The sequence below is a fragment of the Sphingopyxis alaskensis RB2256 genome, assembly GCF_000013985.1.
Lineage (GTDB): Bacteria > Pseudomonadota > Alphaproteobacteria > Sphingomonadales > Sphingomonadaceae > Sphingopyxis > Sphingopyxis alaskensis.
The window spans coordinates 1,026,962-1,042,279 of sequence record NC_008048.1; the positions used below are offsets into that span (position 1 = coordinate 1,026,962).

Annotated in this window: 10 protein-coding genes and 1 riboswitch; of the genes, 2 read left to right on the plus strand and 8 right to left on the minus strand. The window is 64.7% G+C overall.

Going from position 1 to position 15,318, the window contains the following annotated elements:
- Positions 1 to 12: 12 nt before the first annotated feature.
- From SALA_RS05060 to SALA_RS05085, 6 genes are all read right to left on the minus strand, one after another.
- On the minus strand, positions 13 to 1,869 hold the full coding sequence (locus SALA_RS05060; RefSeq protein ID WP_011541309.1) for a TonB-dependent receptor plug domain-containing protein: 1,857 nt from the start codon (positions 1,867 to 1,869) through the stop codon (positions 13 to 15).
- Positions 1,870 to 2,045: 176 nt separating this feature from the next.
- A riboswitch (cobalamin riboswitch) is annotated at positions 2,046 to 2,265 on the minus strand.
- 98 nt (positions 2,266 to 2,363) lie between these two features.
- Positions 2,364 to 3,524, minus strand: a complete 1,161-nt coding sequence (locus SALA_RS05065; protein ID WP_011541310.1) for an acetyl-CoA C-acyltransferase — start codon at positions 3,522 to 3,524, stop codon at positions 2,364 to 2,366.
- Between the two features lies 1 nt (position 3,525).
- Positions 3,526 to 4,755, minus strand: coding sequence for an acetyl-CoA acetyltransferase (locus tag SALA_RS05070; protein WP_011541311.1), 1,230 nt, complete (start codon positions 4,753 to 4,755; stop codon positions 3,526 to 3,528).
- 135 nt (positions 4,756 to 4,890) lie between these two features.
- Entirely contained in the window at positions 4,891 to 6,606 is a 1,716-nt protein-coding gene (locus tag SALA_RS05075; RefSeq protein WP_011541312.1) for a class I adenylate-forming enzyme family protein, read from the minus strand.
- A 1-nt stretch (position 6,607) separates the two neighbouring features.
- Positions 6,608 to 8,104 carry a carotenoid oxygenase family protein gene (locus SALA_RS05080; protein WP_011541313.1) on the minus strand — a complete coding sequence of 499 codons (1,497 nt, stop codon included), beginning with the start codon at positions 8,102 to 8,104 and terminating at the stop codon, positions 6,608 to 6,610.
- A complete protein-coding gene (locus tag SALA_RS05085; RefSeq protein WP_041383103.1) occupies positions 8,101 to 9,075 on the minus strand; it encodes an NAD(P)H-dependent flavin oxidoreductase in 975 nt (324 codons plus the stop codon). The genes SALA_RS05080 and SALA_RS05085 overlap by 4 nt, the downstream gene beginning before the upstream one ends.
- Positions 9,076 to 9,184: 109 nt before the next feature.
- Between SALA_RS05085 and SALA_RS05090 the strand changes: the two genes are divergently transcribed.
- On the plus strand, positions 9,185 to 11,473 hold the full coding sequence (locus tag SALA_RS05090; RefSeq protein WP_041383104.1) for a TonB-dependent receptor: 2,289 nt from the start codon (positions 9,185 to 9,187) through the stop codon (positions 11,471 to 11,473).
- An 85-nt stretch (positions 11,474 to 11,558) separates the two neighbouring features.
- Entirely contained in the window at positions 11,559 to 12,491 is a 933-nt protein-coding gene (locus tag SALA_RS05095; protein ID WP_011541316.1) for a winged helix-turn-helix transcriptional regulator, read from the plus strand.
- A gap of 4 nt (positions 12,492 to 12,495) precedes the next feature.
- Here the strand turns inward: SALA_RS05095 and SALA_RS05100 are convergent, their stop codons facing one another.
- The gene (locus SALA_RS05100; protein ID WP_011541317.1) at positions 12,496 to 13,725 is read right to left on the minus strand and encodes an MFS transporter; all 1,230 of its coding nucleotides are present in this window, start codon (positions 13,723 to 13,725) and stop codon (positions 12,496 to 12,498) included.
- A gap of 40 nt (positions 13,726 to 13,765) precedes the next feature.
- Entirely contained in the window at positions 13,766 to 15,313 is a 1,548-nt protein-coding gene (locus SALA_RS05105) for a sulfatase family protein (protein WP_011541318.1), read from the minus strand.
- Positions 15,314 to 15,318: the final 5 nt, after the last annotated feature.

Sequence of the window (15,318 nt, forward strand, 5' to 3'; positions counted from 1 at the left end):
CCCGCCGCGCCATCAGAATCGCGCCCGCACCCCGCCATGGGCGGCGCGGCCATAGGTGCCAAAGTTGAACGCCGTCGCATAATCGGCGTCGAACAGATTATCGACGCGGCCGTACACTTCGATCCGCTCGGTAACCGCGAACGACGCGCGCACCCCGGCGAGCGCATAGCCGTCGAGCCGCACCATATTCGTCGCATTGTCGAAACTGTCGCCGACCATCGTGACCGTCGCGCCGGCCGACAGCCCGAACGACCAGTCATGGTCCGCCGACAGGCTGACCGCATGCGCGGCGCGGCGCGGCAGGCGCTTGCCGTCGAACGCGGGCCGCCCCGACCGGTCGCGCGCGTCGATATAGCTGTACGACGCCGTGACGTTCAGTGCGTCGACGGGTTTCAGCGCCAGCGTCGCCTCGATCCCCTTGGCGCGCGTGCGGTCGATATTGCCATAGGTGAAGGTCGCATTGTCGAAATTGATCTGGTCGGTCGTGTTGCGCAGGAAGGCGGTGAGCGACACCAGCGCGCGCCCGTCGGCGAGGCTCTGGTCGATGCCGACGTCATAGCTTTTCGAGCGTTCGGGACGCAGCGCCGCATTGCCGCTGAAGCTGTCGTAGAGCTGAAAGAGCGACGGCGCCTTGAACCCCTCGCCATAGCTCAAGCGGACATTGGTGGCGCCGCCGTTGGGCGAATAATTGGCGTTGGCGCCAAAGGTCGTGGCGCCGCCGAACTGGTTATGGTCGTCGTGGCGAACGCCGCCGGTCAGCGACAGGCCGGCGAGCGGCTGGACGATGGCGAGTGCATAGACGCTGTCGATATTGGCCTTCTGGCTGTCGGTCGAACCAAAGCCGAAGAAGTCATATTCGGGGCGCTCATGCTCGTAACCGAACACCAGCCTGGCGGTGTCGGCGGGGGCCACGACGCCCTGATATTCGAAGCGCAGGTTCGTGCCCTTATAGCCAAAGTCGGGGGCGGTGCCGCGCACGAAGAAATAGTCGCGCTCGTTGCGCATCCATGTCACCGCGGCGCGACTGGTGAAGCGACCGTCGAAGAGGCCGAGGTTCAGCCCGGCATAGCCGACATATTGGTCGAGCCTGGCGACGTCGGCGCTGTCGGCCGGAGCGCCGAAGAAGCTGTCGAAATCGAGGTCGGCGTTGATGTAATAGCCGCGCAGATCAAGGCTCAGCGCGTCGCTGAACGCGACCTTCAGCCGCGCATTGGCGGCGATATTTTCATATCCGTCGCGCTCGGTGCCGACCGCCGCCGACGAAATGCCGTCGGTGCGGAAATAGGCGCCACCGATGCTGCCCGACACCGGCCCGGTGGTGCCCGACAGGTCGGCCCTGGCGTTGACGGTGTCGCTATAGCCATATTCGGCCGATGCGCCGCCTGCGAAACCCGAGCCGGGCGTCGCCGTCATCACATTGACCACGCCGCCGATCGCCTGGCTGCCATGGACGACCGAGTTTGATCCGCGCAGCACCTCGATGCGGCGGATATTGCCGGTGAGCAGATGGCCGAAATCATAACCGTCGCCGATGCCGCTGGGGTCGTTGACCTTGACCCCGTCGATCAGCACCAGGGTCTGCGTCGTCTCGGCGCCGCGGATCGACACGCCGGTGACCGATCCGGTGGTGCCGGTGCGATTGAATCGGATGCCGGGCGTCGTTGCGAGCAGGTCGACGACGTCGATCGTTTGCCGCGTTTCGATCGTGTCGGCGTCGATCACCGTGATCGCCTGACCGACCTCGTCGCCGGGCTGTTCGATGCCCGATGCGGTAACGACGATGTCGTCGGCATCGGGGTTGGTTTCCTGCGCAACGACAGGGGTCGCAACGGCAAGGGCGATCATGGAAATGGTCGAATATCTGAACATGGGAGACTCCCGCACGCCGGCAACGAAGGCGGAGCCTGCCGAACCGCGTGAGCGGTCGACCGATGCCTTTGTCGCAAGCGGCGTAAAGACCCGCGACGCCGACACCAAAGCGGCTCCATCCGCTTGGTCGTCGCTCGACGGATGTCTCCGTGCCGTGGCCTTTCCCTGGACCCAGGCATTGAGCGACCCACGCCGGCAGGTCTCCTGGCTCGCGGGTCAGGGCTTGATGCACACCTTCCCGGGTTGCCCCAGTGGCTGTCCGGGCCTTGGGCCCGGACGGTGCATCGCGCTCGCCGCTTACAGTTGCAGGGACAGCCTCGGTTGCGGAGCGCCTTCCGGCGCGCCCACCGCGTTCCCTATTAAGCCCTTTCGGGCACCGGCGCGATCAGCGCGGGGCAAGCCCCGCACGCGCCGCACATAGCGGAATGCGGCGGGGGTGCAATGGGGTTTTCGACACATTGATCCTCCCCATCGCACGTCGACGCGGCGAATGTTTACGCCGCCCGTTCGACCACCATCGCCGCGCCGACCCCCATCGCGCCGGTCAGCACGACCAGCCCGTATCGGCCCCGACACGCATCGAGCGCGTCGAGCAAGGTCGAGGTCAGGATCGCGCCGCTCGCGCCCATCGGATGACCCTTGGCCAGATGCCCACCGCTGACATTGACCCGCTCCGGGTCGACGTCGCGGTCGCGCAGGAACTTCGCGATGGTGACCGCGAACGCCTCCATGAACTCGATCCGGTCGATGTCGGCGAGCGACAGTCCGGCGCGCACGAGCACCTTGTCCATCGCCGCAAATCCCGCGGTCAGCGACGCGACCGGATCGCCGCCGCTTTCGGCAAAGGCGACGACGCGCGCGCGGGCAGGGGGGCCAGGCGCCGCACGCGCGACGAGCGCCAGCCCCGCGCCGTCGCAGATGGGCGGGGCGTGCGCGACGCTGTGCAGCGGCGCGAAGCGCGTGCCTTCGAGTGCGTCTGGATATTCCGCCTGCAATGCGCCGAAGGCAGCGGGCATCGCCGCGAGCGATTCGGCGCTCGTCTGCGGCCGGATACATTCCTCGCCCGCGAGCGCGCCCGTCGCTATCCGCGATTTCTGGAGCGCGGCATCGCCTTCGGCGATTGCCGCCTTGCGCTGCGAGGCGAGGGCAACCGCGTCGAGTTCGGCGCGCGTGATGCCTTCGGCGTGCGCGAGTCGGTCGGCGCCGAGCACCGGCGGCACGAAGCGCGCGCGCGGCGGCAGCTCGTCATTGGCGTAGAAGCCCGCATGATCGCTCAGAAAGGGCGCCGCGCTCATCGATTCGACGCCGCCGGCGAGCGCCACGTCGATCTCGCCGCTCGCGACCTTTGCGACCGCCAGTCCGATCGCCGTGAGTCCGGAGGCGCAATAATTGTTGAGGCTGTGCGCCGCCATGGTGTCGGGCAGGTCGGCGTGGAGCTTGGCGACGAGCGCGATATGCCCACCCTGCGCGCCGGTCTGCGTCACGCAGCCGAGGATCAGCGCGTCGGGGTGCGCGGCCACATCGCCGCAGCGCGCCGCCAGTGCCGCGGCCTGCTGGCGCACCAGTTCCTGCGGGCTGAGGTTCGCGAGCCCGCCGTCGGGCCGTGCCTTGCCGCGTGGCGTGCGGACGGCGTCATAGAGAAAGACGTCCGCCAAATCAGGTGCCGACGACGAAGCTGACCGCGGTTGTCGCGCTGCCGCCGACGTTGAAGGTGGCGAAATTGCGCGCCCCTTCCACCTGATAATCGCCAGCGTTTCCGGTGACTTGCCGCCAGCTGTCCAGCAGCATCCGAACCCCGGTCGCGCCGACCGGGTGGCCAAGGCCGATCAGCCCGCCCGACGGGTTGACCGGCAGCCTGCCGCCCAGCGCAATCGTCCCGTCCTCGACCGCGCGCCAGCTTTCGCCCGGTTTGGTGATCCCGAAATGGTCGATCGCCATATATTCGGTGATCGAGAAACAGTCATGCACCTCGACCCCGTCACAGGCGTAAACGTCGGGCATCTCCGCTCGCCGCAACGCGTCCATCATCGCCTTGCGAACGCCAGGAAAAACAAAATCTTGGCCGCGACTGTTCTGAATCTTTGTCGAATAGAGCAGGGGCGCGGTCGAATGGCCCCAGCCCTTGATGCGCGGGATGGTGTCGATCGGAATGCCCCGACGCTGCGCGTAACGTTCGGCAATTTCGGCCGAAGCAAGGAAAACCGCCGCCGCCCCGTCGGTGACCTGACCGCAATCGGACTTGCGCAGACGTCCCTCGATCAACGGATTGACCTCGTCATTCTCGTCCAGATGCGCCTCGGTGATCGCCCAGCCGCGCGTCTGCGAATTGGGGTTTTTTTTCGCATTGGCGAAATTATTGGCCGAAATCGCGCGCAGATGGGCGCGGTCGAGCCCGAAGCGTTCCTCATATTCCTCGGCAACGCGCGCGAACATGGACGGCCACAGATAGCGCGCCTCCTGCGCCTCGCGGCCTGCCCAGGCAGCGGCGCCGAGATATTCGGCGGCGCGCTGGCCCGGAACGTTGCGCATCAGCTCGATCCCGAGCACGAGCGCGAGTCCATAGCGCTCGGCCTCGATCTCCGCCGCGGCGGCAAGGATGGCGATGCTGCCCGACGCGCAAGCCGCCTCGTGCCGCGACGCCGGGACGCCCGCGAGGTCGGGATGGACGTGGCCGAAGAAACCGCCGAGCTGCCCTTGCCCCGCGAACAGCTCGCCCACGAAATTGCCGACATGCGCCGTTTCGACTTCCCTTGGTTCAATGCCCGTGGCGGCAAAAGCCGCCTCCGCGACGTCGCGGAACAGTTCGAACATCCCACCGCCCTCGCGCTCGATGTTACGCGAAAAGTCGCTCTGCGCGCCGCCGAGAACGAAAACATCCTTTGCCATGTCAGGCTTCCTTTTCGAGTTCGATAAGGCCCCTCCCCTTCAGGGGAGGGGTTGGGGTGGGGGCTCGCAACCTTGCACAAGGCCGATGGCCCCCGCCCCGTTCGACTAAAGTCCCGGCTGGCGCCGGACCAGGTCTCACTGCCCCTCCCCTGAAGGGGAGGGGTTGTTCAGGGAGAGCTGCGCAAGCGCCATTTCGCGCACCTCGCTGCGCATCACCTTGCCCGTGACGTTGCGCGGCAGCGCGTCGAAGCGGAACAGGCGTTCGGGCAGCTTGAACACCGCAAGATCCTTTGCGCGGAGATAGTCGGTCACGTCGGCAAGGCTGACATCGTCCGCGCCGCGCGGGACATAGGCAAGGCCGATACGCTCGCCCATCGTGGGGTCGGGGAGCGAGAAGACGCACGCTTCGGCCAGGAGTGGATGGCCGCCGAGCAGTTGGTCGATCTCCTCGGGCGCGATATTCACTCCGCCGCGAATGATGAGATCCTTGCAGCGTCCGACGAAGCGGTAGAAGTCGCCGCCTTCGGCGATCTCGAACAGGTCGCCGGTGCGGAACCAGCCGTCATCGGTGAAGGCGGCGGCGGTCTGTTCGGGGGCGTTGTGATAGCCTTCGAACAGGCTGGGGCCGCGGATCTGCAACTCGCCCGCCATGCCGTCCATCTCGATCGGGTCGCCGCCGCCGGGCGGGACGAGGCGGCTTTCGATGTTGGGCGCGCGGCCGGTGCCATAGGGCGGCGGATATTGACCGCGGCGCGGGAAAAGGCTCGCGCGCTTGTCGGGGTCGGGCATGTCGCCCTCGCCGGTGATGAAGCTCATACCCTCGTTGGAGCCAAAGACGTTGACGATGATGATGCCGAGCTTTTCCTGGAAACCGCGCACCATCGCGGGGGCGAGCGGTGCCGAGCCCGAGGCAATGACGCGCAGGCTCGACAGGTCCACCGAGGCGAGCAAAGCCTCATTCTGCAGCAGCATGTTGAGCACCGCGGGCGGCGCGATCGTCAGGCTGGGCCGCTCGGTCGCAATCTGCTTGAGGTACACGCCGGGATCGAACGGATGGTGCAGCACCATCGTCCCCGCGCTGGTCAGCCAGCACATGGTGATGCCGCCGATGCTCGCCATGTTGATGAGCGGGAAGGGGTTGAGCAGCACATCGCCCGGCTCGACCTTCATCGCCTCGTAGCCCGCGGCGGCAACCGCTATCCAGTGGTTGTGGCTGCGCGGCACGCCCTTTGGCACGCCGGTGGTGCCCGAGGTCCAGCAGATGGTGAAGATATCGTCGGCATCAACCGGGTTTGCCGCGACATGCGCGGCAAGCGCGGTGGCGTCGCCTTGGGCGGTCGACAGGTCCAGTGCGTCCGCGGGCGGGCTGGGGCCGAAGGTCATCAGCGCGATCCCTTCGAGCAACGGCGCTGCGACGCCGACATGGTCGCAGCCCTTGACCCGCGTGGCGCAGACGAACGCTTTTGGTTCGACGACGCCGATCATGCCCGTCAGCTCGTGGCTGCGATACTGCACCGCCGCCGGGCTGACGATCGCACCGATCTTGGCCGCCGCGAAATAGAGCGCGACAAATTCGCCGATGTTGGGAAGCTGAACCAGCAGCACATCGTCCTTGCCGATCCCCGCGGCGACGAGCGCGCCCGCGAGCCGGTCGATCTCCGCCGCCAACTCGGCATAGGTCAGCCGCCGCGGTTCGCCGAAGGCAAAATCGGCGCGGTTCGGTGCGTCGACGAGCGCGAGCCGGTCGGGATGCGCCGCCGCATTGGCCGCGAACAGGTCGGCAAAGCTCTGGTCGCCCCACCAGCCGCTTTGCCGATAACGCCGCCGTTTATCCTCTCCCGCGACGATCATCTCAGGCGGCCAGCACGCTGTTTTCGCCCATGCCGATATCATTGCCGCTCGCCCACACGCTGTGCGTGCCCGAACAGATGCGCTCGGGCAGGATGATCCGGCACACCGGCCCCGCCGTTATATTCTTCGCGTCGATCAGCACGCATTCGGACTGGTCGGTTTCAAGATCCGCGATGAAGGATACGAGGTAGCCGTCGTCCTCGTCCCTGGCGCCGATGCGCGGCGCGAACGGTGCCTCGCTGCCGAAACGACCGCGGCCGAACTCATATGCCTCGCTCGTCCGGGAATCGAGATCGTGCTTGACGATCCCGCGAAACAGGAACCAGCCGGGCTCGGGGATCGCGCTATAGGCGTAGCGATAGGGCTTGCCCGCGTAGCGATGATTGAACATGCCGAACTCAAGATCGCGGTCGTCAAGCCGCTCCTCGACCGTCGCGCCGGTCTTGAGGTTGAAGCGCCAGCGGTGGAGGCGCGGCTTCAAAAGCCCCTGATCGAGATAGGCCATCATCCGTTCGAGCCCCTCGGGCGCGTTCGGATAGGATTTGGGCATCGGCTCTTCCTGATAATAGCCGTCGAGGATGATCTCGTCGCCTTCCTCCCAGGCGTTGAGCCAGTGGAGCGTGTAGGTCGGCTCGGCCTCGAACCAGCGGATGTCTTCGGGCTGGCCGTGGCGCGGGATGATCGCGAAGCGCGTTTTCTGGTCGGGGTGGAACTGGACGACGTGCAGATTCTTTTTGAGCAGCTCCTCATTCCAATAGAGCGGCATGTCGTTGAGGATCGTGTAATGTTCGGTGAACGCCATGTCGTGCGGCAGCCGTGGTCCGGGCAGCGGCACCGGGATATAATGTTTGAGCTTGTTGTCCGCGCCGACGACACCGTAGTGCATGTAGGGGGCGTGTTTCGAGTAATTGAAGAACATCAGCTCGCCCGTCGCGAGGTCGACCTTGCAATGCGCCGAAATGCCGTCGAGCGGCACCCAGCTTTCGGTGCCGAACTGTTCGAGCGTGAAGGGATCGAGCCGGTAGGCTTCGCCGCACTGATAGAAGGTCGAGATGATCTTCCCCGCATGGATCGCCACATCGGTCGAGGAGGAATCCTTGAGCCACTCCTGCGCCCCCCAGCCGGGGCGCGTCGACTTGTGCGGCGGCTCCATCAGGCCCGCCCATAACGAACGCCCGGCTTCCTTCTCGGCCGCGAATCCCTTGGTCCGCACGAAGCGGCTGCGATAGCTCGCGCGGCCTCCTTTGAACGAGATGGCGTGAATGAAACCATCGCCGTCGAAGGGGTGGTAACGGCCGATCGGCTCGTGAATCTGGTTCTCGCCGGTGCGAACATAGACGCCGTCGATGTCATCGGGGATCGTCCCGATCACCTCGGCATCGCCATTGGAAAATATCGCGTTCCACTCATTATAGGTCGGACGCCACGCACCCTGCATATAGGGATGGTCGTTCGGCTGAAGCGTCGACTGGATCGTTTCGACAAGCTGGGCGGTCATGCAAGGGCTCCTTCGGCGGGGGCAAAGCGCGGCCGGGCGGCAGCGGCATCATATTCGGACAGGAGGCGGTCGACGATCGCCGCGACGGGTTCGACGCCGCGGACCGCGCCGACGCCTTGTCCGGCGGACCAGACATTCTTCCACGCCTTGGCGTCATCCTGCGCGTCGGAGAAGTTCGGGCGCTTGTCCTCGGGCATGTTGGCGGGGTCATATCCAGCCGCGATCAGGCTCGATTTCAGCCAGTTGGCGGTCACACCGGTGATGCCCTTCGACGGCACAATGTCCTCGGCGCCGGCGGCGACGACCATATCCTTGTAGTCCGGCGCCGCCATGCTTTCGGTGCAGGCGATCAGCGACGTGCCAAGATAGGCGAGGTCGGCACCCAGGATCTCCGCCGCGCGCACCGCGTGGCCCGTTGAAATCGCGCCGCCGAGCACCAGCGGGCCGTCCCAGAATTGCCGCACCTCCTCGACAAAGGCGAAACCCGCCGTCGCTCCGGTATGCCCGCCCGCACCCGCCGCGACGAGCACCAGGCCGTCGACCCCGGCTGCCGCCGCCTTGCGCGCAAAGCCGACCGAATTGACGTCGGCGAACACCAGTCCGCCATAGCTGTGGATTTCCTCGACTACGCGCGTCGGACTGCCAAGCGCGGTGATCACCAGCGGTACCTTGTGGCGCACGACGCAGGCCAGGTCTTCGGGAAGGCGGCTGTTCGACGGATGGACGACGAGGTTAACTGCCCAGGGGGCGGCGTCGGGATCGTTCGACAGCGCCGCGTCGATCCGGCGCACCCAATCTTCAAGGTCAGCCGACGTGCGCGCATTGGGGGCAGGGAAGCTGCCGATCACCCCGGCGCGCGACGCCGCGATCACCATCTCCGGTCCCGAGACGAGGAACATCGGCGCGGCGATCGCCGGCAGGCGCAAATTGCGCGTCAAGGCGGGTGGAAGGCCGTATTTCGACACCTTCATGCTCTCCCAAATTATCTCACTTGCATAACGATACTTAAAGACGATAAGACTCGCAAGGCCAGAAAAGCATCGCGGGGACAACCCGACGATGGTGGGAGGGAGAGTGTTTATGAAAACGCATTTGATCGCGCTGTTTGCGGCATCCGCGCTTGTCAGCCCTGTTGTCGCCTTTGCCCAGGAAACGCCCGCCGCCGACGATCAGGGGGGGCTCGAGGAAATCATCGTCACCGCGCAAAAACGCGCCGAGGGGCTGTCCGACGTGCCGATCTCGATCTCAGCGGTCAGCGGCAAGCAGGTCGAAAATTACGGGCAGACCAATCTTGAACAAATCTCGTCCTCGGTCCCGAACCTCAAGATCACCCAGACGGCGATCGCCAACCGTATCGCGATTCGCGGCATCGCATCGGGCGACAACAAGGGGTTCGAACAATCGGTCGCGATGTTCGTCGACGGCGTCTATTACGGTCGCGACCAGCTCTCGCGCCTGCCGCTCGTCGACATGGAGCGCGTCGAGGTGCTGCGCGGGCCGCAGCCGACCCTGTTCGGGAAAAATGCCATTGCCGGCGCGGTCAATATCACGACGCGCGGCCCGACCGACACATTCGAAGGGTCGGTCAGCGGTCTTTACGAGTTCAACCACAAGGAATTGCAGCTGACCGGCGTGCTGTCGGGACCGCTGAGCGACGGCGTCGAGGCGCGCGTCGTGGGCTATCATCGCTCGATGGACGGCTATTTCTATAATCAGGAGCTCGATCGCGACGAACCCAATGTCGATGAGTATTATTTTCGCGGCAAGGTCGAACTGGACAAGGGCGGACCGTTCGCGGCCGAACTGAAACTGGAATATGCCGACTTTGAAATGAAGGGCCAGCCGCGCGACGTCTTCGGCGCGGTCGGCAATTACAACGCGGTTTTCCAGGGTCCCTTCTTCGTCAGCACCGACCCCGATTTTGTCCGCGAGGACAATGGTTATGAAAGCCGAAACAAGGTGTTCGGTGCCACACTTAATGTCGACTTCGAAATCGGCGATCACACGTTGACCGCCGTGTCGGCCTTGCTCGATTACAAGACGCGCGAAATTGTCGACGTCGATTTTTCGGGCATCAGCTTCCTTGATGGCACCAATTTGCGTGAGGATTACCGCCAGTTCAGCCAGGAACTGCGGCTGACCTCGCCGGGTGGCGAGGTGTTCGACTATATCGCCGGGGTCTATTATCAGCACGCCAAACTCGACGTGCAGGATTTCACCCTGTTCAATCCGACCTTCCTCGCGCTCGGCGCGCCCTTCAATGCGTTGGGCGACACCAGCAACGACCGCGATTACACGCAGAAATCCGATCTGATCTCCGCCTTTGCGCAAGGTGAATTATCGGTCACCGACCAGCTGCGCATTACTGCGGGCGCGCGGTTCAACCATGAGAAGAAGAGCGGCAGCCGCAGCCTGGCGATCGTCCAGGGGCCGCTCAGCACGGCGCCCGCAGCGGTCGTTGCGGCCGTGTTCCGGGCGCTCAATATCGAAACGCACAGCATCTCCGGCAAGATCAGCGAAGACAGCTTCAATCCGATGGTCAACGTCCAGTATGACGCGACCGATGACCTGATGGTCTATGCCTCCTATGCCAAGGGCACGAAGGCGGGCGGTTTCGACATAAGGTCGAACTCGCTGCCGACCTCGACGACCGTGGCGCGGCCCGGCGCCTTTGTCTTCGAGGACGAAAGCGCAGACAATTTCGAGGCCGGCCTGAAATATAAAGGGCGCAATGTCGCTTTCAACGTCTCGCTCTATCGCACCGATTACAAGGATCTTCAGGTCAATATCTTCGACGGCACGCTGAACTTCAACGTCCGCAACGCTGCTGAAGCGCGGACGCAGGGGGTGGAGGCCGATTTCCGCGCGGCGCTCGCGCCGGGGCTGACGGTCAGCGGCGCGGTCGCCTATCTCGACTTCAAGTTCACCAATTTCACCGAGGGCCAATGTTTTTATCTGCAGGTGCCCGGACCGAATGGCCTGTGCGATTATTCCGGCAAGCGAAACGCCTTGAGCCCCGAATGGTCGGGCAATTTGAACCTCGACTACACGACGCCGGTGACGAACGAGATGAAGGTCGCGCTCAACATCAACGCCGATTTCTCCTCTTCCTATATCGCCGCGGTAAACCTCGATCCGCGTACGCATCAGGACGGATATGTAAAGCTGGGCGCGCGGTTTGCGCTGGCCGACGTTGATGATCGCTGGGAGGTCGCGCTGATCGGCCGTAACCTCACCAACCAGCGGATATTGCAGACGGCGAGTTCGATGCCGCTCGCCACGACGATCACGCGAGGGGCGGGCAATGCCTATAACGGCATCGTCGACCGCCCGCGCACGATCGCGGTGCAACTGACGGGGCGCTTTTGAGGTTATCGTTTCAATTGCGGTCCGCCTTGTCATAAAGACGTCATCCCGGCGAAGGCCGGGATAACGAACGGGGTTGGGAAAGCGAGTGAAACACGACCGCACGATCAGGGCCTGCTCGATCTGGCGCGCGCTCGACGTCGTTGGCGACGTTCCTGTGCTGTTGCTGATGGAACAGGCCTTTCTCGGCGTTCACAGCTTCGACGAGTTTGTTCGCCGTACGGGGCTTGCGCGATCGGTGGTCAATGGGCGGCTCAAGAAGCTGGTCGAGGAGGATTGCCTCGTCAAAGTGCCCAAAAGGGGCGGGCGCGGTTTTCACTATATGCTCACGCAAAAGGGCCGCGATCAATTTCCCAACGGCTTGATGATGCTGCGCTGGCAGCACAAGTGGGAAGCAGACAGCCGCGATTTCCAGGTCCGGCTGCACCATGCGACCTGCGGCCAGGCGACCGAGCCGGTTCCGGTGTGCGCGTGCTGCCGCGCCGAGATCGATCCGCGCGATGTCGACTGGCGCGAAGGGCCGGGGCTGGCGCAGATCGTCCCGCATTACGAACGCCGCCGCTTCAACGGCGAGGTTGGCGCCCGGCGCCCCGGCGGGCGGCCGCTGGTCGACACGATGATCGAGCTGTTCGGCGACCGCTGGGCCACGCTCGTCGTCCGCGCCATGTTCACGCGCATCAACCGTTTCGACGATATCCAGCGCGATACGCTGATGGCGACGAACATCCTGACGGGCCGGCTGGAGCGACTGGTGCGGCAGGGGATCCTGAAAACCATACCCTATTCGAGTCACGCCGACCGCGTCGAATATCGGCTGACCGCCAAGGGTCGCGATCTTTACCCGGTGCTGCTCGCACTCCTGCAATGGGGCGACAAATGGTTTTCCGACGAGCGCGGGCCGCCGGTGTTGCTGACGCACAGGCAATGTGGCCATGACCTTCGGATGGTCGCGGCGTGCAGCCACTGCGGTGATGAACTCGCACTGTCGAACAGCCGCTTCACGATCGACGAGGCCGGCTGACCGGTCAGGGCAGGACGCGGCCCTCGTCGCGGCGCGGCATCGGCGCGATGAGGCGCAATATGAGCGCCGAGACCAGCAGCCAGCCTGCCGATGCGAGGATCGCGGCAGGCAGCGCGGCGAGGTCGGCCAGCAGCCCGAACGCATAGGCGCCGAGCGCCATCGCGCCAAAAGTCACCGCCTGATAGATCGACAGGCAGCGCCCCAGAATCTCTTCGGGCGAGCGCATTTGCATCGCGACGTTGAGCGTCGTCAGCGTCGATACCCAGGCGCCGCCCGCGACGAATGCGGCCAGCATCAGCGCGGGCAGGCTGATGGTCATCGCGACAGGCAGCATCGCGGCGGAAAAGACCAGCGACGCGGCTGTCACCACGCGGTCGCTGCCCCAGCGGCGCCGCGCCGCGCCGACCCACAGCGCGGCAAAGATCGATCCCGCGCCAAAGGCCGCAAGGCAGAGGCCGTAGATGATTTCGGTTCCGCCCAGCCGGTCGCGGACGAGTGAGGGAAGCAGCGCCTGGAATCCCGCCGCGCCGAAACCGAAGGCGAACCCGCGAACGAGGACACGGCGCAAGGGGTCCGAATGCGCGCAGAACGTCAGCCCTGCCGCGATCGCGGACAGCATCGGCGTGCGGCGCGGCGGCACGGTGTCGGGATGCCAGCGCAGCAATACGACGATCAGTGCGACATAGCTCAGCGCGTTGAGGCCGAACGCCGCGGCGGCGCCGACGATCGAGATCAGCAGGCCGCCGAGCGCCGGCCCTGCGCTACGCGCAAGATTGAAGGCGATGGTGTTGAGCGTGATCGCCTGCGGCAGATCCTTCGGTCCCACCTGAAGCCGCACCGACGCCTGCCATGCGGGGCCGTTGAGCGCGGTCCCGCAGCCGACCGCGAGGGTGAAGAAGAGCAGCGACAGCGGCGTGGTCGCACCGAGCCAGGTGGTCACCGTCAGCGCTGCCGAAACGAGCAGCATCCCCGTCTGCGCCGCGAGCATGATACGGCGCCGGTCGAAATTGTCGGCGATGGCACCCGCGAAAATGCCGAGAAGCATGATCGGGATTGTTGTGCCGGCCTGCACCAGCGCGATCAGGAGGTGCGAGTCGGTGAGGTCGGTCATCAGCCATGCCGCCGCGACCGACTGAATCATCGATCCCATGTTCGACGCGAGGTTGGCGATCCAGATCGCGCGGAACGCCGGGTAGCGAAAGGGCGCGAAGGCGGAGGGCGGTTCAGGACTCACGCGCCGCGCCTACCGACGGGCCGGGTCGATCGCAACCCGTTCAGGAAATCGAGGGTCCGCTGCCGTCGCCATATTGACGACGCAGTTCGACGAGCCGCTTTTTCATCGCGGCGATCGGCGCTTTCATCGCCGGATCGTCGATCCGGTTGTGCATCTCCCGCGGATCGGTTTTCAGGTCGTAAAACTCCCATGCGTCAAGATCGTCGCCATAAAAGCGCACGAGCTTGTAGCGTTCGCCGCGTACACCGTAATGCGCGCGAACGGCATGAAAGCCCGGAAATTCATAATAATGATAATAGACGTCCTTGCGCCAATCCGGCGGCGTGCGCCCGGCAAGCAGCGGCGTCACCGACCGCCCCTGGATCGTCGCCGGTCCCTTCACCCCGGCATAGTCGAGGAAGGTCGGGGCATAGTCGATATTCTGGATCGGCGCGGCGACGCGCGTACCGGGGCGGATATGTCCCGGATACTGGATCAGGAAGGGCGTGCGCATCGATTCTTCATAGATGAAGCGCTTGTCGAACCAGCCATGTTCGCCAAGGTAAAAGCCCTGGTCGGAGGTATAGACGACGATCGTGTTCCGATCGAGGCCGCTGTCCTCCAGATAATCGAGCACCGCGCCGACGCCTTCGTCGACCGCGGCGATCGTGCCCAGATATTGCTGCATGTAACGCTGATATTTCCAGATCGCGAGGTCGTGGCCGGAAAGGTTGGCGGCGTTCATGCGGTCGTTGTCGGCCTGCATCAGCGCGTCCCATGCGGCCTGTTGCGTGTGCGTCATCCGGTCGAAGGCGCCGGGCCAGCGGTTGTAGCGAAGCTCGGCCGACCCCTTCGCGACCGTCATCTTGAGGTCATGCCCCTCATACATGTCGCGATAGATGGTCATTTCCTGCGCCGCAGCGGCCTTGCGACCCGCATAATCGTCGAAATAACTGGCGGGGACAGGAAAGGTCACCCCCTGATATTTCTGCACATGGCGCAGCGCGGGCATGAAATTGCGGTGCGGCGCCTTGTGGTGGATCAGGATCGCAAAGGGCTTCGACTTGTCGCGCCCGGTCTTCAGCCAGTCGAGGCTGTATTGCGTCGTGAGGTCGGTCGCATAGCCCTCCACGATGCTGCGACCCTTCGGCGTGATGATGTCGGGGTTATAATATTCGCCCTGGTCGTCGAGCACCTTCCAGTCATCGAAGCCGATGCCTTCGGGCGAATAGTTGAGGTGCCATTTGCCGAACATCGCGGTGGCGTAGCCCGCCTGCGACAGCGCCCGCGGCCAGACCCAGACCCTGTTGTCGAACCTGTTGCCATTCTGCCGGAACCCGTGGGCGTGGCTGTGCCGTCCGGTGAGCAGCGTCGCGCGGCTGGGGCCGCACAGCGAATTGCCGACAAAGCTTTGCGTGAAGATCGCGCCATTTTTGGCGATCCGGTCGATGTTCGGCGTGGGCGCCAGTTTCGACAGCGCCGACCCATAGGCCGAGATCGCCTGATAGGCATGATCGTCCGACATGATGAAGACGATGTTCGGACGGGCAGGGGGCTGCGCGCCCGCCGCGGCGACGAAGGCCAGCGGCAGCGCGAGGGCGATCGGCATACGTA